General features: G+C 36.0%; 25 protein-coding genes and 1 tRNA gene. 6 read left to right on the forward strand and 20 right to left on the reverse strand.

Features of this window, described 5'->3' with window-relative positions; translation table 11 throughout:
- Positions 1-17: 17 nt before the first annotated feature.
- The 10 genes from AC3EMB_RS20935 to AC3EMB_RS20980 form a co-directional block, all read right to left on the reverse strand.
- Positions 18-2,372 carry a sugar phosphate nucleotidyltransferase gene (locus AC3EMB_RS20935; protein ID WP_048563824.1) on the reverse strand — a complete coding sequence of 785 codons (2,355 nt, stop codon included), beginning with the start codon at positions 2,370-2,372 and terminating at the stop codon, positions 18-20.
- 340 nt (positions 2,373-2,712) lie between these two features.
- A complete protein-coding gene (gene phoU, locus AC3EMB_RS20940; RefSeq protein ID WP_000251246.1) occupies positions 2,713-3,369 on the reverse strand; it encodes a phosphate signaling complex protein PhoU in 657 nt (218 codons plus the stop codon).
- Between the two features lie 289 nt (positions 3,370-3,658).
- Entirely contained in the window at positions 3,659-4,474 is an 816-nt protein-coding gene (pstB, locus tag AC3EMB_RS20945; protein ID WP_000226681.1) for a phosphate ABC transporter ATP-binding protein, read from the reverse strand.
- Between the two features lie 28 nt (positions 4,475-4,502).
- On the reverse strand, positions 4,503-5,369 hold the full coding sequence (gene pstA, locus AC3EMB_RS20950; protein WP_029443309.1) for a phosphate ABC transporter permease PstA: 867 nt from the start codon (positions 5,367-5,369) through the stop codon (positions 4,503-4,505).
- 1 nt (position 5,370) lies between these two features.
- A complete protein-coding gene (pstC, locus tag AC3EMB_RS20955) occupies positions 5,371-6,321 on the reverse strand; it encodes a phosphate ABC transporter permease subunit PstC (RefSeq protein WP_016080273.1) in 951 nt (316 codons plus the stop codon).
- Between the two features lie 27 nt (positions 6,322-6,348).
- A complete protein-coding gene (locus AC3EMB_RS20960) occupies positions 6,349-7,257 on the reverse strand; it encodes a PstS family phosphate ABC transporter substrate-binding protein (protein ID WP_206702091.1) in 909 nt (302 codons plus the stop codon).
- A gap of 461 nt (positions 7,258-7,718) precedes the next feature.
- Positions 7,719-9,854, reverse strand: coding sequence for a peptidoglycan D,D-transpeptidase FtsI family protein (locus AC3EMB_RS20965; protein WP_488517255.1), 2,136 nt, complete (start codon positions 9,852-9,854; stop codon positions 7,719-7,721).
- A 109-nt stretch (positions 9,855-9,963) separates the two neighbouring features.
- Positions 9,964-11,241, reverse strand: a complete 1,278-nt coding sequence (locus tag AC3EMB_RS20970) for an MFS transporter (protein ID WP_023523062.1) — start codon at positions 11,239-11,241, stop codon at positions 9,964-9,966.
- Positions 11,242-11,359: 118 nt separating this feature from the next.
- Positions 11,360-11,971, reverse strand: coding sequence for a superoxide dismutase [Mn] (gene sodA / locus AC3EMB_RS20975; protein WP_001052031.1), 612 nt, complete (start codon positions 11,969-11,971; stop codon positions 11,360-11,362).
- Positions 11,972-12,192: 221 nt separating this feature from the next.
- Positions 12,193-12,266 (reverse strand) — tRNA-Ile (locus tag AC3EMB_RS20980).
- Between the two features lie 242 nt (positions 12,267-12,508).
- On the opposite strand from AC3EMB_RS20980, the gene yqgB reads away from it, so the two are divergent.
- From yqgB to ispG, 3 genes are all read left to right on the forward strand, one after another.
- Positions 12,509-13,267 (forward strand): protein YqgB, encoded by a 759-nt coding sequence (gene yqgB / locus AC3EMB_RS20985; RefSeq protein WP_000021895.1) that lies wholly within the window; start codon positions 12,509-12,511, stop codon positions 13,265-13,267.
- A gap of 65 nt (positions 13,268-13,332) precedes the next feature.
- A complete protein-coding gene (gene yqfZ, locus AC3EMB_RS20990; protein WP_000825415.1) occupies positions 13,333-13,698 on the forward strand; it encodes a protein YqfZ in 366 nt (121 codons plus the stop codon).
- 164 nt (positions 13,699-13,862) lie between these two features.
- Positions 13,863-14,966 (forward strand): flavodoxin-dependent (E)-4-hydroxy-3-methylbut-2-enyl-diphosphate synthase, encoded by a 1,104-nt coding sequence (gene ispG / locus AC3EMB_RS20995; RefSeq protein ID WP_161114734.1) that lies wholly within the window; start codon positions 13,863-13,865, stop codon positions 14,964-14,966.
- 79 nt (positions 14,967-15,045) lie between these two features.
- Here ispG and AC3EMB_RS21000 read toward each other — a convergent pair whose 3' ends face one another.
- The 4 genes from AC3EMB_RS21000 to AC3EMB_RS21015 form a co-directional block, all read right to left on the reverse strand.
- Positions 15,046-15,459, reverse strand: coding sequence for a Fur family transcriptional regulator (locus AC3EMB_RS21000; RefSeq protein ID WP_001054516.1), 414 nt, complete (start codon positions 15,457-15,459; stop codon positions 15,046-15,048).
- Between the two features lie 13 nt (positions 15,460-15,472).
- Positions 15,473-16,306: a metal ABC transporter permease gene (locus tag AC3EMB_RS21005; RefSeq protein WP_023523063.1), complete on the reverse strand. Its 834-nt coding sequence runs from the start codon at positions 16,304-16,306 to the stop codon at positions 15,473-15,475.
- A complete protein-coding gene (locus AC3EMB_RS21010) occupies positions 16,306-17,076 on the reverse strand; it encodes a metal ABC transporter ATP-binding protein (protein WP_001059662.1) in 771 nt (256 codons plus the stop codon). Before AC3EMB_RS21010 ends, AC3EMB_RS21005 begins: the two co-directional genes overlap by 1 nt.
- Before the next feature lie 178 nt (positions 17,077-17,254).
- Positions 17,255-18,133, reverse strand: coding sequence for a YitT family protein (locus AC3EMB_RS21015; protein WP_000435960.1), 879 nt, complete (start codon positions 18,131-18,133; stop codon positions 17,255-17,257).
- A 149-nt stretch (positions 18,134-18,282) separates the two neighbouring features.
- On the opposite strand from AC3EMB_RS21015, the gene AC3EMB_RS21020 reads away from it, so the two are divergent.
- Complete coding sequence (locus tag AC3EMB_RS21020; RefSeq protein ID WP_001048958.1) at positions 18,283-18,537, forward strand: DUF2624 domain-containing protein; 255 nt, start codon at positions 18,283-18,285, stop codon at positions 18,535-18,537.
- 18 nt (positions 18,538-18,555) lie between these two features.
- Here the strand turns inward: AC3EMB_RS21020 and AC3EMB_RS21025 are convergent, their stop codons facing one another.
- Together AC3EMB_RS21025 and AC3EMB_RS21030 are read right to left on the reverse strand one after the other, a co-directional pair.
- Positions 18,556-19,452, reverse strand: a complete 897-nt coding sequence (locus AC3EMB_RS21025) for a deoxyribonuclease IV (RefSeq protein ID WP_488517256.1) — start codon at positions 19,450-19,452, stop codon at positions 18,556-18,558.
- Positions 19,453-19,620: 168 nt separating this feature from the next.
- Positions 19,621-20,931 carry a DEAD/DEAH box helicase gene (locus AC3EMB_RS21030; protein WP_000194023.1) on the reverse strand — a complete coding sequence of 437 codons (1,311 nt, stop codon included), beginning with the start codon at positions 20,929-20,931 and terminating at the stop codon, positions 19,621-19,623.
- Between the two features lie 180 nt (positions 20,932-21,111).
- Between AC3EMB_RS21030 and vrrA the strand changes: the two genes are divergently transcribed.
- Positions 21,112-21,852 (forward strand): VrrA/YqfQ family protein, encoded by a 741-nt coding sequence (gene vrrA, locus AC3EMB_RS21035; protein ID WP_000484180.1) that lies wholly within the window; start codon positions 21,112-21,114, stop codon positions 21,850-21,852.
- 89 nt (positions 21,853-21,941) lie between these two features.
- Positions 21,942-22,892, forward strand: coding sequence for a 4-hydroxy-3-methylbut-2-enyl diphosphate reductase (locus AC3EMB_RS21040; RefSeq protein ID WP_000706657.1), 951 nt, complete (start codon positions 21,942-21,944; stop codon positions 22,890-22,892).
- A 40-nt stretch (positions 22,893-22,932) separates the two neighbouring features.
- Here AC3EMB_RS21040 and AC3EMB_RS21045 read toward each other — a convergent pair whose 3' ends face one another.
- The 4 genes from AC3EMB_RS21045 to rpoD all read right to left on the reverse strand — a co-directional run bounded on the left by AC3EMB_RS21045 (position 22,933) and on the right by rpoD (position 26,794).
- Positions 22,933-24,054 carry a Nif3-like dinuclear metal center hexameric protein gene (locus tag AC3EMB_RS21045; RefSeq protein WP_000036248.1) on the reverse strand — a complete coding sequence of 374 codons (1,122 nt, stop codon included), beginning with the start codon at positions 24,052-24,054 and terminating at the stop codon, positions 22,933-22,935.
- Positions 24,051-24,758 (reverse strand): tRNA (adenine(22)-N(1))-methyltransferase, encoded by a 708-nt coding sequence (locus AC3EMB_RS21050; protein WP_001006547.1) that lies wholly within the window; start codon positions 24,756-24,758, stop codon positions 24,051-24,053. The genes AC3EMB_RS21045 and AC3EMB_RS21050 overlap by 4 nt, the downstream gene beginning before the upstream one ends.
- A gap of 165 nt (positions 24,759-24,923) precedes the next feature.
- Complete coding sequence (gene cccA / locus AC3EMB_RS21055; protein ID WP_000828142.1) at positions 24,924-25,280, reverse strand: cytochrome c550; 357 nt, start codon at positions 25,278-25,280, stop codon at positions 24,924-24,926.
- A gap of 386 nt (positions 25,281-25,666) precedes the next feature.
- Positions 25,667-26,794 (reverse strand): RNA polymerase sigma factor RpoD, encoded by a 1,128-nt coding sequence (rpoD, locus tag AC3EMB_RS21060; protein ID WP_000764066.1) that lies wholly within the window; start codon positions 26,792-26,794, stop codon positions 25,667-25,669.
- Positions 26,795-26,810: the final 16 nt, after the last annotated feature.

A 26,810-nucleotide genomic window follows, 5' to 3' on the forward strand; every position in this document is an offset into this window, starting at 1 on the left:
CTTTTAAAATAAAAATTCTACACCTTTTGATATTGTCTAATTTTTTCTATAAGATTTTTCATGTTTTCCCTTGCTATTACTGGGTTTCTAGCATGTGAATACACTAAAAATTTTGGTTGTTTTGTGTCAGAAACGATATAAGACCACTCTTTTTCAGTATATTTGAACTGTACTCCTTCAAATATACCTTCTCCCTTCCTTTCAATATCATCCAATAATTTCCTCATAATTTTCCCTTTTTCATTCCATGAACATACCACTTCATCATAAAGTAAATAGAGCGGAGGTGATTGCTCTACTATGCTGAGAAACGTTTTTCCTTGCAATGCTATTAGCTCAAATAATTTTCCAATTCGATATAAAATATCTCGCTTCCACCTTACTTGAAACGACTTCCTTTCATCCTGCGTATAAAACAGAAGATAACATTCTCCTAATTTCAAAGACATTGGGTAAATATTTCCTGTAGATTCGAGTAAGAAATCTGGAATATCTACCTCTTCCAAATCTGTACCTTGGTAAATATTACTATGTTTATCGTATAACTCGAAATGATTTCCTTGCTCAGAAAACATAAGAGCCATATTTGCTTTACTTGATTTCATCAAAGCTTTCACATGATCTTTTTGTTCGCTTGCATAAATCCATGTAACTGTACAACCAAGTCTTTGTAGAAAGAGCATAAGTAAATGTTGCAACGTATCATTTCTCTTATTAATAAGAAGATGAAACTTCTGCATCTGTATTTTCTCGATATCAATATGCCCCAATATAACTTCTATATACTCATTCATAGAAACATGAACCAGCTTATTTCTCCCCATCTCTTTCTCATGCACGTAATAAAACAATTCGGACATATATACTTGTTCTATCTCTTTTTGCTGCTTATACGTTAACGGCATGCCAGCTTGACCATACAACTTTATAACAATCTCATTCTCATTCTCCACTTGAATGAAAACCCCACCTGCACATTGCAAATGATGAACACTATATTGAAAAAGTGACTCGTTCATTTCTTTGCATTCCATCGTATGAATCCCTATACCATGAATAGCATGTAAAAATAAATTTTTATAAGAAGTTGTTTCTATATTTTCTTGACTTCCAATTAATATACTTTCTCCTTTTGTAAAAAGAGAGCCATACGCCATCGCAATCTTCACGATAAACTGGGGAGTAATTTCAACATTCCCTCTTCCTACAATGCGGCTTTTTTGTAACCACCCTGCACTCATTTCACTCTCTTGAATACCAGCCGCTCCTACTATCGAATGACTATCAATCGCCTTATAAGGCCATAGTTTTCCTTTTTGCTTAATTATCGTACTTCTCCCGATATGACAGTGATCCGCTACAATGCTTTTTTGAAACAGTGTAACGTCATCTTCAACTATTGTACGCTCTCCTATTGTCGTTTCTAATAGTTCACAATACTTTCCAATATGGGCATTTGCAAAAACAATACTTTTTTGAAGATGAGAATAATTTGAAACGATACTATTTTTTCCAATAATAGAATATGGCTCAATTACAGCTCCTGTACCAATCTTTGCTCCTTCTCCAATGAAAGAGGGGCCATGAATTTTTGTCCCTTTCCCAATCGTCACCCCTTCTCCCATCCATACCATCGGTAATACTTCCGTATAAGGAATAGGTACTTGTAACTTTTTCGTTAACAAATCAAATTGTGCTTGTCGATATTGATTAAATGTGCCGATATCTAACCAATAACCTTCTGACAAATATGCGAATAACACATTTTTGTTTGCCAATAACGGAAACACATCATGACTGAAATCAAAAAATTGTCTAGGCGGTATGTAAGAAAAGATTTCTGGCTCCATAATATATATGCCTGTATTCACAACATTAGATACTACCTCATTCCAGCCCGGCTTTTCTATATATCGTGTAACCTCCTGGTCTTTATTCATTACAACCAATCCAAATGAGAGTGGATTTTCTACTTCTTTCACAAACATTGTTACCATTCTTTTCTTTTGTTCATGAAACCTAATTCCTTCTGATAATTGAAAGTCAGTTAATGCATCCCCGCTTATTACAACAAATGTTTCATCTAAAAATTGTTCTGCTTGTTTAATACTCCCTGCTGTACCAAGCGGAGGAGAGTCTTCAAAATAATACAAGTTAACTCCCCATTTACTACCATCACCAAAATATCGCTTAATCGTCGTACTCATATATTGAACAGTAATTGCAATTTCACGAATACCATGCTGGCGTAATAACTCAATATTGTATTCTAAAACTGGTTTTTCTAATAATGGTAACATCGGCTTTGGAGTATTACATGTTAATGGTCTAAGGCGTCTTCCTTTTCCTCCAGCTAAAATAACCCCCTTCATATACTTCAGCCTCCACTTATATAATGTTCAGTAGCTCCATATACCATATGTATATTCTCTATCCCACATGAACTAGCAGCATAAACTTGATTAGTTAAACGAATCCTCATTTAAAAGACCCTATAATTAAATTTCCCACCTATAAAAACGTACATTTCAAACGACAAGAAAGCGCTTACTATTAATTGATAAATAATACTTATTAACGAACAACATATATACTAATTTTCCCATTACATTATGATACATCTTATCATCATAAACTAAAGGAAACAACGAGCTTTTTTTGTCATGTTTTGACTAAAAAAAGCAGGTGATTTCTCATCACCTACTTTCATTCCTACTCATTCAATAAATAATGCTTTCCTTTTACTAAATAAAATACATTTTCAGCAATGTTTGTAATATGGTCTGCTACACGCTCAATATATCTCGCCACAAATGATAATTGTGTAATTTGCGTAATTGCTTCTGGTTGTTCCGGAACTGAAGATATAAACTCACGAATTGCTTTTCCATATATTTCATCAACGGAATCATCCATTTCAGCAATTTGTTTCGCGAAAGTTAAATTTTCTTGTTCATATGCTTCTAACGCTAAATGCAACATCTTATTTGCAACCGCAAACATTTCATCCAGGTTGTGCAAACTAACAGCCACTTCTTTTTCCCCAAGACGAATTGTAGCCTTTGCAATATTAACAGCATGATCTGCAATACGCTCTAAATCTGTCGCTGTTTTAATTGAAATAAAGATCCTTCTTAAGTCACTTGCTACAGGTTGCTGCTTCGTAATGAGCATAAGCGCAAGATCGTTTATTTCCTCTTCTAAATTATCCATACGGTAATCACCATCAATGACCTCTAACGCTTTCTCTACATCCCTTGTATGCAGACCTTCCATAGCAATCAATAAAGCCGCATTTGCTAATTCGCCAAGCTCAATCACCTTTTGCTGTAACACTTTTAAATCACCTTGAAACTGTTCTCTTACCATTTTTTCTTCCCCCTCAATATTATGTGCCATTATATACAAAGTGAAACTTTAATCACCCCTCATCAATCGGGCTTTTACAGGCCGCCTGCCCACCTAACTTCTTTGCTTTTGCTGAATTTTGAGGTGGGGTCTTACTGCCCGCAAATAGCGGGATAAATCTCCTACATAACCTCTTACGCTTGTAATAAACCTTAAGATAAAGAGAAGGTATTACTTCCCTATTAAAGTGAGATAAAAATAAGAAATGCCCTCTGTTAAGAGGGCATTTTCTCTTAGCTTTGCAACGATATCAACCAAAGCGACCTGTAATATAATCTTCTGTACGCTTATCTGAAGGCGTCGTAAATAATTTGTTTGTATCTGTATACTCCACAACTTCCCCGCTTAAGAAGAAAGCGGTTTTGTCTGAAATACGCGCTGCTTGTTGCATATTATGCGTTACGATAACAATACTAAAGTCTTTCTTTAACTCTTGAATTAATTCTTCTACTTTTAATGTTGAAATTGGATCTAGTGCCGATGTTGGCTCATCCATTAAAATAACGTCTGGCTCAATAGCTAAGCAACGTGCGATGCATAGACGCTGTTGCTGTCCACCAGATAAACCGTATGCATTATCGTGCAAACGATCTTTTAACTCATCCCAAATCGCTGCTCCGCGTAAACTTTTCTCAACAATTTCATCTAATGTCTTTTTGTCACGAATACCATGGATTTTTGGACCGTATGCTACATTCTCATAAATAGATTTTGGAAATGGATTTGGCTTTTGGAACACCATTCCTACGTGCGTTCTTAATTCTTCAACTGGATATGATTTATCAAATATATTGCGTTCTCTATACTCAATTACACCTGTAGTTCGAACGATCGGTACTAACTCTACCATGCGATTTAACGTTTTTAAGTACGTTGATTTACCACAGCCACTTGGACCGATAATTGCTGTAACTTCATTCTCATGAATACTTAAATTAATATCTTTTAAAGCATGGTCTTCCCCATACCATAAATTTAAGTTTTTCGTATCAAATACTACTTTCTTTGGCGCAGTCTCGATTTTCTCTTCGTTTTTCACCTGTACATTTACTACTGTTGCTACCATTTGAATTCCCCTTTCATCCACTTCCAACTTATTTTCGATTTCGTAACCATAAAACAAATATATTGATAAATAGCAACAAACCTAACAAAACAATCATCCCAGCTGCTGCTACATACTGAAATTCTTCTTGTGGCCTACTCATCCAATTAAAAATTTGAATTGGTAAAACTGTAAATCTATCAAACATACTAAATGGAACATAATTTGCAAACGCAAGTGCCCCAATAACTAATAGTGGTGCTGCTTCTCCAATTGCTCTTGATATCGCTAACGTACAGCCCGTTATAATCCCCGGGAAAGCATATGGCAATACAATTTGATACATCGTTTGCCACTTCGTAGCACCTAATCCGTAAGAACCCTCTAATAATGCACTTGGTACTGATCGGATTGCTTCTTGACTCGCCACAACAACTGTTGGTAAGACGAGTAAACTCATCGTCAGTGCTGCTGCAACTATACTCTCTCCTAAATGAAGAGCATATACAAAAATAGTTAAACCAAGCAATCCAAATACAACGGATGGTACTCCTGCTAATGTTTGATTATTAATCTCTACTATTTTTTTAAATAGAGATTCCTTCGCATATTGCTCTAAATAAAGGGCTGTTCCAACTCCAAATATAAAAGAAACAGGTATAACAATACTCATAAATAATATTGTCCCTGACAAAGCTGCAGCAATACCAGCTTCTTTCGGATTACGTGAAGCGAAATTTGTAAAGAAATCTATTGAAAGATAGCTTATACCTTTTTCAACAATTTGAAACAGTAACACAAACAAAATTACGATTGAAAATAAAATCGCTATATAAAATAACAATTTGTAAATTCGATCTTTTAAAAAGCGTGATGCCATGTTTTTTTGTATTTTTTTATGATTCAACATCCGCATATTATGTCATCCTCCTAAAACGGCGCATAATTGACTGCGAAATGATGTTCATAATAAAAGTAAACAAAAATAATGTTGCACCTACAGCATACATGCTGTAATACGTAATCGTTCCATGCGGAGCATCACCTAAACTTACTTGCACAATATAGGCTGTTAACGTTTGAATAGAATGTGTCGGATCAAGCGATACATTTGGTGTGGATCCTGCCGCAATTACAACAATCATCGTTTCACCAATTGCACGCGAAGCCGCTAATATAATTGCTGCCATAATCCCTGTAAAAGCGGACGGAAACACCACTTGTTTTACCATTTCAAACCGCGTCGCTCCGAGTGCTAATGAAGCTTCTTTCGTCCCTTTCGCCACAGCTCTCATCGCGTCTTCAGATAGAGATGCAACTGTAGGCATCATCATAAATCCGATAACGATTCCTGGGCTAATCGCATTAAAAAACTGTAAATCTGGTATAATCCTTTGTAAAAGCGGCGTAACAATTGTTAATGCAAAAAAACCATATACAATTGTCGGGATACCTGCTAATAGCTCTAACATCGGCTTTAATATTTTCCGTGCACTATTTGAAGCATATTCGCTTAAAAATACGGCACACGCTAAACCAATAGGAATTGCTACAAACATAGCGATTGCTGTTACAAGGAACGTTCCACATATAAGTGGTAATATACCGAATTTAGGATTTTCAAAAAACGGTAACCATTCTTTCTCCGTCAAAAAGGAGTACAATGATATTTTTTGAAAAAACATGATTGTTTCATTAGAGAGCGTAAAAACAATTCCAAGTGTCGTAGCAATAGAAACGCTAGCAATTATTTTTAGTAACAAAGGCATTATTCGATTGATTCGCTGCGTTTTTTTTCTTTGTTTTGTATTTCTTTCAATCAAATGTTGTACAGAAAATGTAATTTGACTTTTGTCATTATGAGCCAAAGATGAAAACCCCTTTCCACCCTGACATTACCTTTTTATTTCTGTTAACATACGCAGCTGTTCATTGTATTTTTCTTTTCGTAATTTTACATACCCGACCTCTTCAGCGAGGTTACCAACATGCTGAATCATAAACTCAACATAGTTTGCTACATTCATTTTATTTCGGATAGAGGCATTATTCACATAAGTAAGTAGCGGCCTAGATAACGGCTTATACTTACCTGACTGAATGGTCTCTTTCGTCGGAAATACACCATTCACTTTTATTGCTTTCACCTTATCTCGATTAGCCATATAATAAGCATATCCTACAAAAGCAATGGCATGTTTATCATTCATTACCCCTTGCATAATAACTTGATCATCTTCAGACAAAGAGACTTTTTTTACAATGCGATGATTTTGTAAGATGACATTTTGAAAATAATCATAAGTACCAGAGTCTACGCCTGGTGCATAAAACTTCACTTGTTCACGTGGCCATGTTGAATGAATTTGTGACCATCGCTTCTCTCTTCCATCTTCACTCCACAGTAAACGTAACTCGTCTACTGACATATCGTCTACCCATGTATTGTGCCGATTCACAACGATTGTAAGACCATCGTTAGCGACCTCAAAAGGTGTGAACTGAATAGAGTTTTTCTTCATCTCATTTTTCTCGACTTGTTTCATTACTCTCGAAGCATTATTTATATCTACTTCTCCTTTACTGAAACGATTAAATCCTCCTCCAGTTCCAGAAACACTGATGGAAATTTTCACGTCTGGATGCACCTTTGTATATTCCTCCGCTACTGCTTCTATAATAGGAAAAACCGTTGAGGATCCATCAACTCTCACTTCTCCCATATCATTTAAAGCAAATGCAGTAGACATTTCAAAACAGAGGAACCATATCGATAGTACGAAAATTATAATCGGTGTACGCATCCATTTCACGTGTTCTTCCTCCTAGAAGTAACCGGAAATAACAGGATTACAGATATAAGAATACTGCTAAACTATTAATTCGGTTTTAATTGTTTGTAAAAGTTTTGTAAAGTTCCACAAAAATCAACATACGATAAAGTGAAACTTTAATCTGCCCTCACCAATCGGGCTTTTACGGACAGCCCGACCCCCACCTAACTTTTTTGCTTTCGCTGAATTTTGAGATGGGGGTCTTACTGCCCGTTAATAGCGGGATACAATTTTAATCGGTAGTAGTTATTCATTTTCTCTGATAATTTCCCTATAAAACAGTTATCCCCTATCTCATCATATACAAGTATTATTTATAAGGCCGCGTATTTCCCAATATTGTATACTTGTCCACATTTATTACACGATATGCATAAACCATAAAAAAAAGCACACTATCTTTTCAGATAGTGTGCTTTTTTAAAATTTTTTTATTCATCATCTTGATCTTTATTTTTATTGTTTTTATCATCTTTTGGAGCTTCACCATTTACTTCTTGGTTTTTTAAATCAAAGTAGGCGTCCATAATTTCACGACCAATATATCCATTAATACCAGTCTTATCATCATGTACCCATGGAACAACAACAGAGAATGCTACTTCTGGATCTTCAAGTGGCGCATAACCTACTAATGTTAAGTTATATGTTTCCACACGTTCACCATTTGCCTTTCTACCAATCTCTTTATCTCCGCCATACACAGTTTGCGCGGTACCTGTCTTCCCTGCCGCTTTATATTTTGCACCTGTAAAGTATTTGGTAGCTGTACCACCTGAATCATTATACACTTGTCTAAATCCTTCTTGAACACGTTTAATTTGCGATTCTGGCATATCAACACGATTTAATACTTTCGGTTCCATAGATTGAACAACTTTCCCAACTTCATCTGGTTTCACTGCCGGTTGACGAATTTCTTTTACAACTTGTGGTTGCATACGATATCCACCATTGGCAATCGTCGAAATATATTGCGCTAATTGAAGCGGTGTATACGTATCATACTGTCCAATTGATAAATCTAGTAAGAAACCTGGTTGACTACCTCTCCCCATCTGACCAGCAGATTCATTCGGTAAATCAATTCCTGTTTTTACACCAAGTCCAAACTGTCCGAAATAATAACGCATCGTATCAAATGCTTTTTGAGGTATATCTAACGTACCACCTCTCACATACTGAACACCGGCGATATTCATCGCTGTTTTAAACATATAAACGTTAGAAGACATTTTTAAAGCTGTAAGGTCATTAATATATCCCATCGTTTTCCAAGATGACTTCGTAGGTGTACCTTTTAATTTAATTGGTTCATCCAATTGTACTGAACCTGGTTGAATCGCACCAGTTTGATATCCAGTAAGTACTGTTGCACCTTTTACAGTTGACCCCATCGGATAAGAACTTGTCATGGTACCTAATGCAAAGTCATTTACTTTCGTTTGACCATCTTCGTTAACTAATTGTTTCCCAGCCATAGATAAAACTTCACCATTTTTTGGGTTCATCATTACAACGAATGCGCGATCTAAAAGAGGTTCGCTTCCTTTAAATCTCATTAAATTCTTCGTAAGAATATCCTCCACGCGCTTTTGTAATTCCATATCAATCGTTAAATTCAGGTCATTACCACTTTGTCCTTTTGATACATTAATCGTTTCTAAAATATTACCGTTTTTATCTGTAACATTTCTAACTTCTGCTTTCGTACCGTGCAGACTATCTTCATACTGTTGTTCAAGATAACTTTTTCCTACTCGGTCATTTCGATTATAATCACGAACAAGATAGTAATCTAGTCTTTCTCTTGGTAAACCTTCGTCAGAAGTTGTTACACCACCAAGTACACTTCGGAACAAATCACCATCATATGCATATTTTCGTTCCCAATCAACACTTGTATCTACTCCCGGCAATTGTGCTAAATTTTCACTAATAATCGCATATTCTTCATCTGTTGCATTTTTCTTAAGAACTTGAGGTGTCATTGCATATCCGCCATCCATCTTACTCTTAATCGCTAGTATTTCTAGATCTTTTGCGGATAATTGATTAATCTCTTCTTCTGTTACACGACTGCGCTGACGCTCGTCTAATTCTTTATCATCAATTTTTTTATCTTTAAACTCTTGACGATCTTTATTCGTAATTTTTTCTTTAGCTTCCTCTTTATGCATAGCAAGCCAATAATCTTTTTTATCGCGATCTGTTAATTTATCTGTCGGTACTTCAATCAAATCTGCTAGCTTTTTCGCTGTTTCTAAGCGATCCTCTGCAGTTGATCCTTTCATTTTTGTAAATGTAATAGTACGAATGGCTGCATTATCTACTACAGATCGCCCATAACGGTCAAATATTTTCCCACGCGGTACAGGATTACTTATCGTTGAGTTTTCTTTCTTCTCCACTTCATTCTTATATTCTTCACCGCGAACAATTTGTACATATCCGAGCCTTACAATAACCGCGGAGAACATTAAAAACACGCAGAAAAACAGCACGTTTAACCGAAAAGGAACGTGGGTCTTTTTCTTATTTTGCTTTTGCTTCTGCTTCTTGCTCATACAAACCCCCTCTACCAACAGCTATGTAATGTGAAAGGGACACCTTCATACAGGTGTCCTCACTGCTGTCTTACATCTTTTTCTATTCTAGCATAAAACAAACGAGAAGTTAACCTTCTGGTTCAGTTTGGTTTTGCGCGTTTCCTTGCGTTACAACACTTGTTTTACTCGCATTTCCCTCATCATATTTGACATTTTTAACTGCAAAATAAATAAGAAAATGTCCAGCACCTAAAATACATAATAAGTAAGGTAAACTTTTTTCAGGTGGAAAGAATAGTACAGCACATAAAAAACTTAAAATGGAACAGATTCTTCCGGCGTTTAACCACAGCTCCCGAACAACGACATATTCCACACGCCATTCTCTCGCATTTTTCGCTCTACCAATTACGTCATATGTCATTGATCCGTACGGAACAAGTAAAATAGGATATGCAATCGCAATACATGCCGCATAAATAAGTAATTTCGTGTATGTAACATTGAAAATAACTAAAAAGACGACAGCATATAAAATAATGCCTCCAAGTAAAATTGCTTTTTTTCGCCACTCCTTCTTTAACATACGAGCAACTAAGTAATAACATACAAAGGATACAGCAGAGTTCACTAAACTATATTTCCCTAATGCGAACTCACTATTAGTTGCTAAATAAACATATACTGAAATGACAAAAATAAACGTTCCTTCTCTCAATCCTTGGAAAAAATGAGCTCGTGTAATCTTTCCCCAGTTTTTATCAATCCGTCGTTCTTTCAATACTTGCACGATTTCATAACGCCCTTCACATTCTCTTTTAGATAAAAAGAAGCTTAAGACGACAGCAATTGCAAATAGAACTAATGAAAGAAAGAATATAACAGTATAACCACTCCATTTCTCCATACGTGAAATTGTGTATCCTGCTGCTATTGGTCCGATCATCCCAGAGAAGGATGTAAGAAGTCCAAGAAACCCATTAAAGAAATCTCTTGTTTCTGGTTCTGTAATTTCAAATGTCAATAAGTTAAAAGCCAACCAGTAAAAACCGTATCCTACTCCTAAAAGAGCCCCCATTAATAAAATATACTGAGAAGCACTTTTCCCCGCTACTAAGACAACAATAAAAAAAATTGCGAGCGTTCCTACTCCTATTCGTAATAAAATCGAGCGATCGATACGTTTCGCTAATTTTCCCCCTACAAGAAATGTGAGAGGCTGTAATATAACGCTGGCCAAATTATACAAGCCAAGATTCACATAATTTTGTGTTTGTTTCCATAAATAAATATTTACAAACGTATTCGATAAAGAAATTGCGAGCGTGTATAAACCTCCTATAAGGAGCAATAACACTAAATCCCGATTCACTTCAACGTCACCAATTATATGTTTCCACTTCATACACAACTCTCCTTTACTTCATGTTCTAGTCTTCCAAAGACAAGCCCAATTATGTAAAAGGAAAGCATAGAAAAAAAGCTAGGGGTTCTCCCCTAGCTTTTTTCTATATTTATTACAATTATTTTGCTTCTTGGTAACGTTTTTCAGCAGCGTTCCAATCTACAACGTTCCAGAATGCACCGATGTAGTCTGGACGACGGTTTTGGTAGTTTAAGTAGTAAGCATGCTCCCAAACATCTAAACCGATAACTGGCGTTTTACCTTCAGTTAAAGGAGAATCTTGGTTTGGAGTGCTTGTTACTTCTAGCTCACCATTGTTTACTACTAACCAAGCCCAACCAGAACCGAAGCGAGTTGCGCCAGCTTTTGCGAATTCTTCTTTGAATGCATCAAAGCTACCGAATTTTGCTTCAATTGCAGTTGCAAGTTCACCTACAGGTTGTCCTCCGCCGTTTGGAGATAGGATTGTCCAGAAGAATGTATGGTTAGCATGTCCGCCACCATTGTTACGTACTGCTGTACGGATTGCTTCTGGTACTTCGTTTAAGTTTGCAACTAATTCTTCTACGCTTTTGTCAGCTAATTCTGCATGACCTTCTAAAGCAGCGTTTAAGTTTGTAATGTACGTGTTGTGATGTTTTGTATGATGGATGTTCATTGTTTCTTTGTCAAAGTGAGGCTCTAAAGCATCATACGCATAAGGTAAATTTGGTAATTCGTGTTTTGCCATTGTTATATTCCTCCCAGTTTATGTATTGCCACTTAAGTGACATACAACTTCATTCTACCCTAATTGCCATAGGGTGCAAACAAATAAATCACATTGTCTTGCTATCATTAAAGTAGCAAAATTCCCACTTCTTTTCAATTAAAATGCTCATATATTCCGTAAAAAAAGCTTCCTTCTACAAGGAAGCTTCCTGCTAACATAATAAACATGCGAAATGGATATGGACCCTGTAGGACTCGAACCTACGACCGGACGGTTATGAGCCGTCTGCTCTAACCAGCTGAGCTAAGGGTCCACAATTATGTATGTAACAACATATCAAATAAAGGAATTCCTATCGGATATGCCCTTTAAGAAATGTAAGATAAATTTACCATATAGAAAAGAAAAGTGTCAATTGTATTTTTCTTATTTAAAAGAAGAAAGTTAATAAAAAGAAATTTAGTTATCTCCACTATATGTAAATATAATATATCTTGAGATTCTCTAGATTCCTACGTTACAATGATTTTATACATACATAAAGGAAGTGAATCTATGTCCATATTTACCCAATTCGTAAAAAGCATATACTCGCCTAAAGATATGGCGCTATTCCGTTTTCAAAAAATCGGTAAAACCATTTTGTATATTATGCTACTTTGCTTAATTACTACTATTCCAAGAACTTTTTTGTACGGTAGTTTTATCCAAGATGGTGTAGGCATGGTAAATCAAGTCATCGATAAAGATTTACCTGATTTTAAAATTGAAAATGGCGAACTAAAAGCCGATATTGATCAGCCTATTGAAAAAGAAGAAGGAAATGCACTTTTCGTATTTGATCCAAATTCAACAGACCTAGAAAAATATCAAAATAAAACAGGTTTATTTGTTTTAAAAGATAAAGTAGTCTCTATGGGAAATGGTCAAACACAAACGTATTCTTATAACGATTTGTTAGGTGCATCTCTTGAGAAAAAAGATCTACAAGAATTTATTTCTTTATTCGATAATATTTATCCAATTTTATTATTTGTTATTGGATTCTTAGTGTACCTATTCCAATTATTCATCACTTTTGTAGGCGTGACTTTACTTGCGTTCATCGGTTCTGCTATGAGCGGTCAACGTAAACTATCCTATAAACAAGTTTGGACACTAACTGCATACAGCTACACAATCCCAACCATTTTCTTCATGATTATGGATTTATTCAAAATCGTCGTACCTGGCGCAACATTCATTTATATCGCTGTTGTTTTAATCGTTCTATACTTAACGATTAAAGAGGTACCCCAACCGAAAGAAAAATAAAAAAATGCCTAAATAGGCATTTTTTTTTTGGACAAGCATATATTCCTAGCAAAGGAGTGAAGAATATGAAGAGGTTAGGTATATTCCTATTCGTGCTTGTTCTCGGTTATATATTTTATTACGATATAAAAATCGGTACTTTACCGATGTTAAGTTCATATAAAAAAACAACTGCTGCCCAAACGATTAAAAAAGAAAACACAGACAGCCAACAAAATAAAGAGAATAAAACAGAAAAAGAAACGGATACATCTTATAAAACAATTGAAGTAAAAACTGGCGAGACAGTTCTTTCTATTACAGAACAAATTAACAAGAAAAAAATTCCTTCCATAGAAAAAGTCATTGACGACTTTAAACAATTAAACAAAAGTACATCTGCTACAAAAATACAAATTGGAAAGTCTTATAAATTCCCGTTATATCAATAAGCCATCACTTAATCCTTGTCAATTACATAAAGGCGCTGATACAATAGTAAAAGTGAAACCGAGCACTTCGGTTTCTATAGCCCTATATCACGTATACTATCATTGATATGAGGGACTAAATAAGAAACTTCTTTTATAAGGAGAGCGATCTATTCGTGAATGAAATGACTCATCGTACAAAAACACGTCCAGTTAAAGTCGGTAATTTAACAATTGGCGGTAATAATGAATTAATTATACAAAGTATGACAACAACAAAAACACATGATGTTGAAGCAACAGTTGCTGAAATCAAGCGTTTAGAAGAAGCTGGCTGTCAAGTCGTCCGCGTTGCCGTTCCAGATGAACGCGCAGCTAATGCTATTGCTGATATAAAAAAACAAATCAACATTCCACTTGTTGCTGATATTCATTTTGATTATCGCCTTGCTTTAAAAGCAATTGAAGGTGGCATTGATAAAGTACGTATCAATCCAGGTAATATTGGTCGTCGCCATAAAGTAGAAGCTGTTGTAAATGCAGCAAAAGAGCGCGGTATTCCAATCCGTATTGGTGTAAACGCTGGTTCATTAGAGCGCCACATTTTAGAAAAGTACGGATACCCAACTGCTGATGGTATGGTTGAGAGCGCGCTACATCATATTAAAATTTTAGAGGACTTAGATTTCCACGATATTATCGTATCTATGAAAGCCTCTGATGTTAACTTAGCAATCGAAGCATACGAGAAAGCTGCTCGCGCTTTTGATTACCCATTACATTTAGGTATTACAGAATCTGGAACATTGTTTGCTGGAACTGTAAAAAGTGCCGCTGGTCTTGGAGCAATCTTAAGTAAAGGCATCGGAAATACACTACGTATTTCATTAAGTGCTGATCCAGTTGAAGAAGTAAAAGTTGCTCGTGAATTATTAAAATCATTCGGTCTTGCTTCTAACGCAGCGACACTTATCTCTTGTCCAACTTGTGGTCGTATTGAAATCGATTTAATTAGCATCGCTAACGAAGTGGAAGAATACATCTCTACACTTCAAGTACCAATTAAAGTTGCAGTACTTGGTTGCGCTGTAAATGGTCCTGGTGAAGCTCGTGAAGCTGATATCGGTATTGCTGGTGCACGTGGAGAGGGATTATTATTCCGTAAAGGGCAAGTCGTTCGTAAAGTACCAGAAGAAACAATGGTAGAAGAACTGAAAAAAGAAATCGACGTAATTGCTGCTGAAATGGCTGCTGAACGAGAAAAAGAAAAAGAGACACAAGAACAATAAAAAGAAGGTTGCCACAATATTTGTGAGCAACCTTCTTTTCTACGTAAAAAAGCTCGTCAGTTATATAACCGACGAGCTTTTACTTTGCACATTTTGGACAACGACCATATATTTCAAACTTATGACCCGTTACTTCATAACCAGTAAAATCTTTATTCATAAAATCCATTGGGCAGGAAGTAATCTCTTTCGTCCCCCCACAATCCAAACAAATAAAATGATGATGATGTTCCATAATAGAACAAGTGAAACGAAAATGTTTTTCACCATTTAATTCCGTTTGTTCTAAAACACCAATCTCAGCAAAAACTGTTAAGTTACGATAAATCGTATCAAAACTAAGCCCTGGATAATCGTCTTTCATATGCTCTAAAACGTCTTTCGCAGTTAAATAACGATTATGTGCTGCAAATAATCTGAGCATCTCTTCTCTTTTTCCAGTATGTTTGTATCCTTTTTCCTTCATTAGGCGTAAAGCTTCTGTTAGATTCATACCTATCCCTACTTTATGCAGTTTTTTTCTTCTTCCATAAAATCGCACCGATTAAAATAAGAACTGCTATCATAACAATTGTACCACCTGGTGCTAGATCAAGTTGATACGAAGCAAACATTCCACCAATTACTGCAATTTCACCAAATAAAATGGAAAAGAAAATTGTTTGTTTAAATCCTTTAGCAATACGAATACTTGCTGCAACTGGTAACGTCATTAATGATGATACGAGAAGAACCCCTACTACACGCATTGATACTGCAATGACAAGAGCAACTAATATAATGAAAATAAAGTGAATCCATTTCGCTCTTAAACCAGTTGATACTGCGTATTCCTCATCAAATGATAGTAGAAACAGCTCTTTATATAATAAAATAATTGTCGCAACAACAACAATTGCTACAATCCCAATAATAATTAAATCCGTACTTGTTACAGCACTGACACTACCAAATAAATAACTAAATAAGTCTGTGTTAAATCCATTTGCAAGTGAAATGAAAATAACTCCAACTCCCATCCCTGCCGAAAGGATAATCGGAATTGCTAATTCTTGATAGTGCTTATATACAGTTCTTAACTTTTCGATTAATAGCGCTCCACCAATTGAAAAAAACATCCCCATATATAAGGGGTTTAAAAATCCACCTGTAAAAATGGTTTTTTCAAGTAATAAACTTGCTGCAATACCTGATAACGTCACGTGACTTAATGCATCCGCAATAAGAGATAAACGACGAATAACAACAAACACACCTATTAGCGGTGCAACAAGTCCAATTAAAATACCTGCGTATAAAGAATTACGTAAAAAGTCATATTGTAAAAAATCTTGTATCATTATATCCTCCCGTGATGCTCATGTTCGTGTTCTAAACGATGAACATGATGTCCATATAAGACGGACATTTCTGCATCTTCTAACTCTCGGAACTTCTCTACATTCCCATGGAAATGTAGATGTTGGTTTAGGCATGCAACATGTGTTACTTTTTCGGTAACAGCTCCCATATCATGAGTAACAAGAATTAATGTGATCCCGAGCCTTTTGTTTAAATCCTCTAATATTTCGTAAAAACTTTCCACATTTTTTACATCGATTCCAACAGTAGGCTCGTCTAAAATAAGCAATTCAGGATCACTAACGAGCGCACGAGCAATAAATACACGCTGTTGCTGTCCACCAGAAAGCTCTCCAATATTACGACCTTGAAACTCACTCATCCCTACATCAGCAATTGCTTTTTCTACCTTTTTCTTATCCTCTTTTGTGAAAAAGCGAAAAAGCCCTTTTTTCGAAACAAGTCCCATTGACACAACTTCAGAAACAGTTGCTGGAAAACCAGAATTGAAACTATTTGCTTTTTGGGATACATAACCAACTTTATTCCATTCCTTAAACTTCTTACTATCAACGCCAAACACACGAATGCTTCCTTCTTTTGGCTTTAAAACGCCTAATAAACACTTAAGTAAAGTTGATTTACCTGAACCATTCGGTCCCACTAAACCTAAAAAAGCTCCCTTCGGAACTTGCAAATTAATATTTTCTAACACATTCCGATCTTCGTATCGGAATGTTAAACCTTCAATCTCTAATATATTATTCATAGCATCTCACCTATTTAATTCAGAATGATTCCGATTTATATCTATTTGAATTATAGTACAGCTTATTATAGTTGTAAACCAATCTGCCTAAAATATATCTATTTTTTCAAGAAACCTTACTATTATAACAAAAAGCAGAGAAAAATTCTCTGCTTTCGAAAAATATTCCTATATACGTTTAGTGAATAGCCGATTTAAACTTACCACCATTTGTCTCTTGCGTGCTCATAATCGTAACAAACGCATTTTCATCAATTTCATGCACAATTGACTTTAACTTCGTCACTTCTAGACGCGTTACAACTGCATAAATAACTTCTTTTTCTTTATCTGTGTAACCACCTTTTGCTACAAGCTTTGTAGTTCCACGGCCGAGTCGATGTAAAATCGCATTTGATACTTCCTCATATTGATCAGATACAATTAAAACTGCTTTCGTTTCATCTAGCCCTTGAATTACTGTATCGATCGTTTTAAATGCAATATAGTACGTCATAACAGAATACATCGCTTGTTCCACACCAAACACAAATGCTGCCCATGCAAAAATAAATAAGTTCACAAACATTACGAATTCACCAACAGAGAACGGTAATTTTTTCGTTAATAAAATCCCCATAATTTCAGTTCCATCTAACGATCCACCATGACGAATTACAAGTCCTACACCAAGACCTAAAATAAGACCACCAAACACAGTCGCTAAAATAGGCTCTGTTGTAAACGGTGGCACCGCATGTAACGTTGACTCAATGAATGCTAACGCTACAATACCAAATGCCGAAGATAACATAAATGTTTTTCCAATTTGCTTATAACCCGAATACATAAATGGGATATTGAGAACAACGACTAAAGTAGAAAAACTTAACCACCAAATATTAGGAGTAAGATAATCTAATATAAGAGAAATACCAATAATTCCACCATCAATAATTTTATTTGGCATTAAAAATAGTTCAATCGCTACCGCTGCGCATGCTGCCCCAAAAATAATCATAACTAAACGATAAATGAGATGAATAACACTTTCTTTTCGATGTTGCTTTTGCTCCATAGGTCCTCCCTTTACTCTTTTTCTGTAGTTTTGTCCTTATATTATAACATACGCTTCTTTTCCTCATGAAAAAAGAAACTCTATACGAATATGTACAAGCTATATGCTCATATATTTCGATAGAAGAACGCGTGAAGGAGGATAACAAGATGAACCTCATTAAACAAATTGTTAATAAAAAATTAAATCATATTTCTACAAAAGAGTTATTAAAATATAGCAAAGAATATGAAGTTTCTATTACGACTGCACAAGCTGACCAAATCGTTTTACTTATGAAAGGTAAAAATATTAATATTTACGATAACAACGAGCGACTAGAGCTCTTAAAACAGATCGCAAAAGTAACTTCCCCTGCCACTGCCCAACAAGTAAATACATTATTTCAGCAATTACTAAAATAAGGAGGGGAAATCCCCTCCTTATTGCGCTTTAATTTTTTCAAGAAGCCCTTCATCAAAAGTACCGTTTTTCAGCATTTCGATTTCCAATTTGTATGGTGGCTTCTTATCTTTTTTATCTTCCCCTACATACGGTGTTTCAAGAATTTTTGGTACATGCATTAACTGTGGATGATGTACAATGTGATGCAACGCTTTATACCCAATGTGACCAAATCCGATATTTTCATGACGGTCTTTTCCTGCTCCGCGTACATTTTTACTATCATTAATATGAAGTACTTGTAAACGATCTATACCAACGATCTTATCAAATTCGTTTAATACACCGTCAAAGTCATTTACAATATCATATCCTGCATCGTGCGTATGACACGTATCAAAGCATACAGATAGCTTTTCATTATATTTTACACCATCAATAATTTTTGCAATTTCTTCAAAGCTACGACCGCATTCTGTTCCTTTTCCTGCCATCGTCTCTAACGCAATGTTAACCGTCTGTTCTGGCGTTAGTACTTCATTAAGCCCTTTAATAATTTGTTGAATACCAGCATCTGCTCCAGCCCCAACGTGCGCCCCTGGGTGAAGAACAATTTGTTTCGCTACACCTAATGCCGATGTTCTTTCAATTTCCATACGAAGGAATTCTACACCTAATTGGAATGTTTCTGGCTTCGTCGTATTCCCAACATTAATAATATACGGCGCATGGACGATAATTTCCTCAATACCATTCAGCTCCATATGTTTTCTTCCTGCTTCTATGTTCAATTCTTCAATTGGTTTTCTTCGTGTATTTTGCGGTGCACCTGTATAAATCATAAACGTTGTTGCACCGTATGAAACAGCCTCTTCACTTGCTGCTAATAACATGTTCTTACCACTCATGGAAACATGAGATCCAATCTTTAACATACAATCACCTCTTCAATATACAATAGATATAATGATAGCATAATTTGTAGAAATATGTAGTGAATTGTTTGTTCACAAAAGACGCACTACACAAATTTATATGAGTATTTAAACAGACTATACTCTTCATTTAAATTAGCGGGATTAAAAAAAGATAAGGGAAACCCCTTATCTTTTTTTATTGCTATATTTTCTCTTCACTTTGTCACGTTCTGTTGCAAGTTTACGTTTATAGTTTGGTTTTACTTTTTTCGGTTTTTTAATAACTTTCGTTGCCATAACATCAAGTTCGTCATTTGGTTTTTTACGGCTCTTACGACGACGACGCTCACCTAAATCCGCCCACTCATCTCCGCGTAAATCTACATGTTTAAACTCGATATGACGTTGTTTTTCTAAGCTATCTAATGCTTCTTCGTTTGCTGGATCATAAATCGTCACTGCAATACCAGAATGCCCCGCACGTGCTGTTCTTCCAACGCGGTGAACGAAGAAATCTAAATCTGATGGTAGCTCATAGTTAATAACATGGCTAATTCCTTCAATATCAATACCACGTGCTGCTAAATCAGTCGCAACAATATATTGGAATTCAAGGTCACGAATTTGTTTCATCATTTTTTTACGATCACGTGGTGATAAATCCCCGTGAATTCGTCCAACTTTTAAGCCGCGTTCCATTAATCCATCAGCAACTTGATCTGCCATTTTTTTCGTATTCGTGAAAACAACTGCTAAATACGGTTTAAATTGAAGTAGCATTTTATTCACTAAATCAATTTTATTACGATGTTTAGAAGGCACTAAATAGTGTTCAATGTTTCCAGCTGCAACTTGTTTTGGATTGATATGAATATGCTCTGGATTCTCCATATATTTCTTCAGAAACGGTTTTAGTTTTTGAGGAATTGTTGCAGAGAAAACTAGCATTTGCAAGTTTTTAGGCATGCGTGCTGCAATTTTATCTACATCGTGAATGAATCCCATATCAAGCATTAAGTCAGCTTCATCGACAATAATCGTATTTGCTTTATGAACAAATAATGCTTGTTCTTCTACTAAGTCTTTAATACGTCCTGGTGTCCCGACTACGATATGAGGTTGTTTTTTCAACTTTTCAATTGAACGTTGTTTATCAGTTCCACCAATTAAACAACGCGCTGTAATCATTTGATCTTCCGCACAGAATTTTGTTAATTTCACAATCTCTTCGTAAATTTGTTGTGCTAACTCACGAGTAGGTGCTGTAATAACAAGTTGTACTTCTTCACGGCTTGCATTAATTCTGTTCAATGTAGGAAGTAAGTATGCATGTGTTTTCCCAGAACCTGTTTGGGATTGTCCAATTACACTTACACCTTTTTTCACGACCGGGAAAATTTTCTGCTGAATTCCTGTTGGCTCTGTAAAGCGTAGTTCACGAACTGCATCTATTAAAAATGGTTTAAAATCATACTGTGTAAAAGTTTGTTGTGTCATAAGTTACACCTTCTTTCTAAATTTCTACTGCGCGCACAAATCAGTCAAGTCTACATTATATCGAAATCTACAAGTAAAATCCATCTTTAGTTTAGGTTTTCCCTTCAAAAACTAACCTTCTTCCCCCTTATTGCATATTGTATGTGTATATACCTAACTGAAGAAAGGAGGATTTCTCACATGTTTCCAAAATCCCCTACAAGACAAATGTATCCAAATCAAGGGCAGCAACCTTATACACCATATCCAATTCCACAACTACCACCAATGGCACAAAAAAAGAAAGGGTTCCTTGCTAAACTCTTTAAAAAACACGATCCAACCGAACCTTACATGCAAATGGTTCCGCCTTATCGACAAATGGAAGGACCACCACCAATGATGCACCAGCAACCGCCACCTCAATATCGGCAACAATATCAACCCCAATATCAACAGCAATACCCACAGCAGTACTCACAGCAATATCAACCATACATGCAGCAGCATCCAGAGCAAATGATTCCCCCTCAAATGTACGAATCAAACGAAACGCGCGGCGGTGCAACAACTACAGCAGCATCCAGTAGCGGCATCGGCAGTTTTTTTGCGAATTTAATTTCGAATCCAACTAATATGATAAACAATATAGAAAAAGTATCCCAAGTCGTTCAATCTGTAAGCCCTGTCGTCGAACAGTACGGCCCTATTATGCGTAACCTACCAAGCATTGTTAAAATCCTCACCTCTGGAAAAAGTACGGAAGAAGATTCAACTAAAAATCAGGCTGAAGACATAACAGAAAAGGTTGAGGTAGCAACTCCGCCTCCTCCACAAAAAAAAAGAAAAAGAAAAAAAATAGTGATTGAGCCAGTCATAGAAAAAGAATTACGAGAGGAGCCTGTTCAAAAAACAGCAACAAAACCAAAACTATATGTGTAACAATCCTTTGTTTTCTATCCACTCCTCCTTTATAATGTAAAAGACTATGCACAAAAGTATCCCTTGTTTAGAAGGAGAGGATTACTCATATGAAAATTGTTAAAATTTCCCCTCGTGGTTATTGCTACGGTGTTGTCGATGCAATGGTAATTGCACGTAACGCCGCATTAGATAAATCATTGCCGAGACCCATTTATATTTTAGGTATGATTGTTCACAATAAACATGTTACAGACGCTTTTGAAGAAGATGGAATCATCACATTAGACGGTCCAAGTCGCTTAGAAATTTTAGATAAAATTGATTCTGGTACTGTTATTTTCACTGCACACGGTGTTTCTCCAGAAGTTAAACAACGCGCAAAAGAAAAAGGTTTAACAACAATCGATGCCACTTGTCCAGATGTTACCAAGACACATGACCTTATCGAAGCTAAGAAAGCGGAAGGGTATCATGTCATTTATATCGGTAAAAAAAATCATCCAGAGCCAGAAGGCGCAGTTGGTATTGCACCTGACATCGTTCACCTTATCGAAAAAGCCGATGATTTAAAAACATTAGAAATCCCAACAGATAAAATTTTAGTAACGAATCAAACAACGATGAGTCAATGGGATGTTCAACATTTAATGGAGGACATTCAAAAAAAATTCCCAACAGCAGAATTCCATAAAGAAATTTGTTTAGCAACTCAAGTTCGCCAAGAAGCTGTCGCTAAACAAGCTGATGTTGCAGACTTAACAATTGTTGTCGGTGATCCGAAAAGTAACAACTCAAACCGTTTAGCACAAGTGTCACAAGAAATTGCTGGTACGAAAGCATACCGCGTTGCAGACGTAAGTGAGATTAAATTAGAGTGGCTACAAGGTGTAGAAAACGTAGCTGTTACAGCAGGTGCTTCTACTCCAACTCCAATTACAAAAGAAGTTATCGCTTTCTTAGATCAATATGACCCAATGAATCCCGCTACATGGGAGAGAGTTCGAAAAGTACCTTTACAAAAAATATTACCTCGTGTAAAAGTGAAAAAAGAACAATAATAAAAACCGTTGCCTATATGAGCAACGGTTTTTATTTTTCTTATACAAATGTAAATGGATCTGTATGTAATTGCGAAGCATGAATGTGTACATTGAGTTTCTTTGCATCCACTTTTTCTTGTAATTGCTTTTGCACACCTTGCTTCATTACTTTTTCAACGTTATGTCCTGGGTCAACTATATTTAAACCGAGCATCATCGCATCATGAGCAACATGATAATACATGTCACCTGTTACATATACATCTGCTCCTTTAAATTTAGCTTGATTGATGTATTTGTTACCATCACCACCAAGTACAGCTACTTTGCGCACTTTATCATCTAATTTCCCAACAACTCGTGCACCCTTTACATCTAATGATTGCTTTACATGTTCTGCAAACTGTCCAAGTGTCATTTCTTCTTTTAAGTATCCTATTTTCCCAAGCCCTAATGTTTCGCCTTTGTTATCAAGTGGATACACATCATACGCTACTTCTTCATATGGATGTGCCGTTACCATTGCTTTAATCACTTTTCGTTGTAGTGAAACTGGAATAATCGTTTCGATCCGCACTTCTTCTACGCGCTCTAACTGTCCAGTTTCCCCTACATAAGGATTTGTCCCCTCTTGAGGTACAAATGTACCTGTACCCTCGCTACTAAACGTACAGTGGCTATAATTGCCGATATGACCAGCACCTGCGTCTCCTAATGCTTTTCGTACTTCCTCTGCATGAGTTACTGGCACAAACACAACAACTTTTTTCATTTCTTCTGCATATGTCGGTGCCAAAACTTCTGTATTTTGCAACCCTAACGCCTCAGCAAGTAAATCATTTACCCCGCCCTTGGCAACATCCACATTTGTATGCGCTGCATAAATGGCAATATCATTTTTAATACACGTTTCAATAATTCTTCCGTACGCTTTATCTGTATGAATCGCTTTTAACGGATTAAAAATTAAAGGATGATGCGCGATAATGACATTCGCCCCTAATTGAATCGCTTCCTCCACAACTTCCTCCGTTACATCTAATGCAATTAATACGTGTTGTACAGATTTATTAAGCGCTCCAATCTGCAGACCAATTTTATCTCCTTCCATCGCCAGATGCTTGGGATACATACTTTCAAATAAAGAAATAATTTCATGGCCGTTTGGAATTTTACTCATGATAAAATCTCCCCTATCATTTTCATTTTCGCTTCTACTTCTGCACGTTTCGCTTTTGTTTCTTCAGAATTAGCCGCACGTTCTAACTGTTTTAAAATATTTTGGAAGTTTTTCAATTCCCCTTCCCATTTTTCAACGAAAGCTTCACTTTTTTCTTTTATTAAAAATGGCCCCATAAACAATCCCGCTTGTTTATTTTCCGAGTAAGGTGCTTCGACATTTCCTCGCTCTCCTACTAAAATCTCATAAATTTTCCCATCTTCTTTTACGATTTTTTCATGAATAAGCTCCCAACCATTTTCAACAAACCATTCACGAATATGATGTGCTGCAATATTCGGCTGTAAAATTAAACGTGTTACACCTTCTAATTTTTCTTTACCACTTTCTAAAATGTCACGAATTAACGCTCCGCCCATTCCAGCAACCGTAATTACATCTACTTCTCCTGGCGCTATAACAGCTAATCCATTCCCTTTACGCACATCTACTTTATCTTGCAAGCCACTTTCAGCTACAGTTGCTTGTGCAGAGCGAAACGGTCCATCTACAACCTCTCCAGCAACTGCTTTTGTAGCAATATTATTTATAATTGTATAACACGGTAAATACGCATGATCCGATCCAATATCAGCAACTGTAGATCCTACCGGTATTTCACGCACAACTTCTTCTAATCGTTTTGAAAGCTTTACTTCATTCATGTATTTCCATTACTCCTTCTCTTGTCAGTCTGTCTCCATGATAATGAATTTATAGTAGTTGTTGCAAGCCTATAACAACAATTCACTTCTCTATCATTCATCGTATTTTAGAAAATATAGAAAAACAAGCCCTTTGCATAAGCAAAAGACTTGTCATACGGAACTTTATTTTTTCTTCGATAACCAATCAGCTACTTTAGTGGCTTGATCAGCTGGAACTATATTAGCAGGCATATTGCCCTTTCCTTTCGAAAGAATTTCTTTAATTTCATCCTTTGAAAGTTTCCCACCAATTTTTTGTAAGTTAGGTCCTACTGCCCCTTGTAACTGATCACCGTGGCAGCTCGTACAGCTTTGCTTCACAATATCCTCTGGTTTTGATGCTGTTTGTGCTGGCTTCCCGCCATTTTTTGCATCAGCTAACTCTTTAGATTTATTTAGCCCCTGAAATGAAAATACAAACATAACGATAATACCCAATGCTGCAATAAGAGCGAACGGAATCAGCGGATTACGTTTCATATCTCTTCTCCCCCCTCTATACCCCTAAATAGTTAGATGATTCAGTCATTTCCATTGTACTTGAAAACGCTCTATCAGAAAAGAGAAAACTACTACTTGTTAAAAATATTCCATAAATTCAGTTTATTGTTTTTTATTGTCATATAGCTTATTATTTCGATAATTATTAACGTTTCTCATCATATTTTTCGCTTTTCTACATATATTTTTGTATAGAATAAACAAAATTAATCGAAAAATCGAAAAATGAGCATTTGCAAATCAAAAGACAATTCTGTAAAATAAATTACAAGAAATTGTAATCGTTGCCGATAGCTAAATTTTAACAAAAATTAACAAAATAAAAAAGTTTACTTCACAAAGGTGAAGTAAACTTAAAAAATAACCTATTCTAAGAAATCCTTAAGACGCTTACTACGACTTGGATGTCTTAATTTGCGAAGTGCTTTTGCTTCAATTTGACGGATACGCTCTCTCGTTACGCCGAATACTTTCCCAACTTCTTCAAGCGTACGAGTTCGTCCATCATCTAAACCGAAACGAAGACGCAGAACATTTTCTTCACGATCTGTTAGTGTATCTAACACATCTTCTAATTGTTCTTTTAGCAATTCATAGGCTGCATGGTCCGCAGGCGATGTTGCTTCTTGGTCTTCAATAAAGTCACCTAAATGGGAGTCATCTTCTTCACCAATTGGTGTTTCAAGAGAAACTGGCTCCTGTGCAATTTTTAAGATTTCACGTACTTTTTCTGGAGCAAGATCCATTTCTTCACCAATCTCTTCAGGAGACGGTTCGCGACCTAAATCTTGTAATAATTGACGTTGTACACGAATTAACTTATTAATCGTTTCAACCATATGAACTGGAATACGAATTGTTCGCGCTTGGTCCGCAATCGCACGTGTAATAGCTTGGCGAATCCACCAAGTTGCATACGTACTAAATTTGAAACCTTTACGATAATCGAACTTTTCAACAGCTTTAATTAGACCCATATTACCTTCTTGAATTAAGTCTAAGAAAAGCATACCACGGCCTACGTAGCGCTTTGCAATACTTACTACAAGACGTAAGTTTGCTTCTGCAAGACGACGTTTCGCTTCTTCATCGCCTTCTTCAATACGCGTTGCAAGTCGAATTTCTTCTTCTGCAGATAGTAAGTCTACACGACCAATTTCTTTTAAATACATACGAACAGGATCGTTGATTTTAACCCCAGGTGGTACACTTAAATCATTGAGGTCAAACTCTTCTTCTGTTTTTGTAATTTGGCGATTATTAGGGCCTTCTTCGTTGTCATTATCACCAACTAAGTCAATGCCTTGTTCACCTAAATATTCATAGTATTCATCCATTTGATCGGATTCAATTTCAAATCCATTCATGCGTTCTGCAATCTCTTCATATGTAAGAACGCCACGTTTTTTTCCGAGCTCAGTGAGTTGTTCTTTCACTTGCTCAAGGGTCATTTCAGTTTCAATTTGTTTAGAACGAGCTGGTTTGTCAGCCATCTGTTCCCCTCCTTAC

Source organism: Bacillus sp. LQ16 (assembly GCF_057784645.1).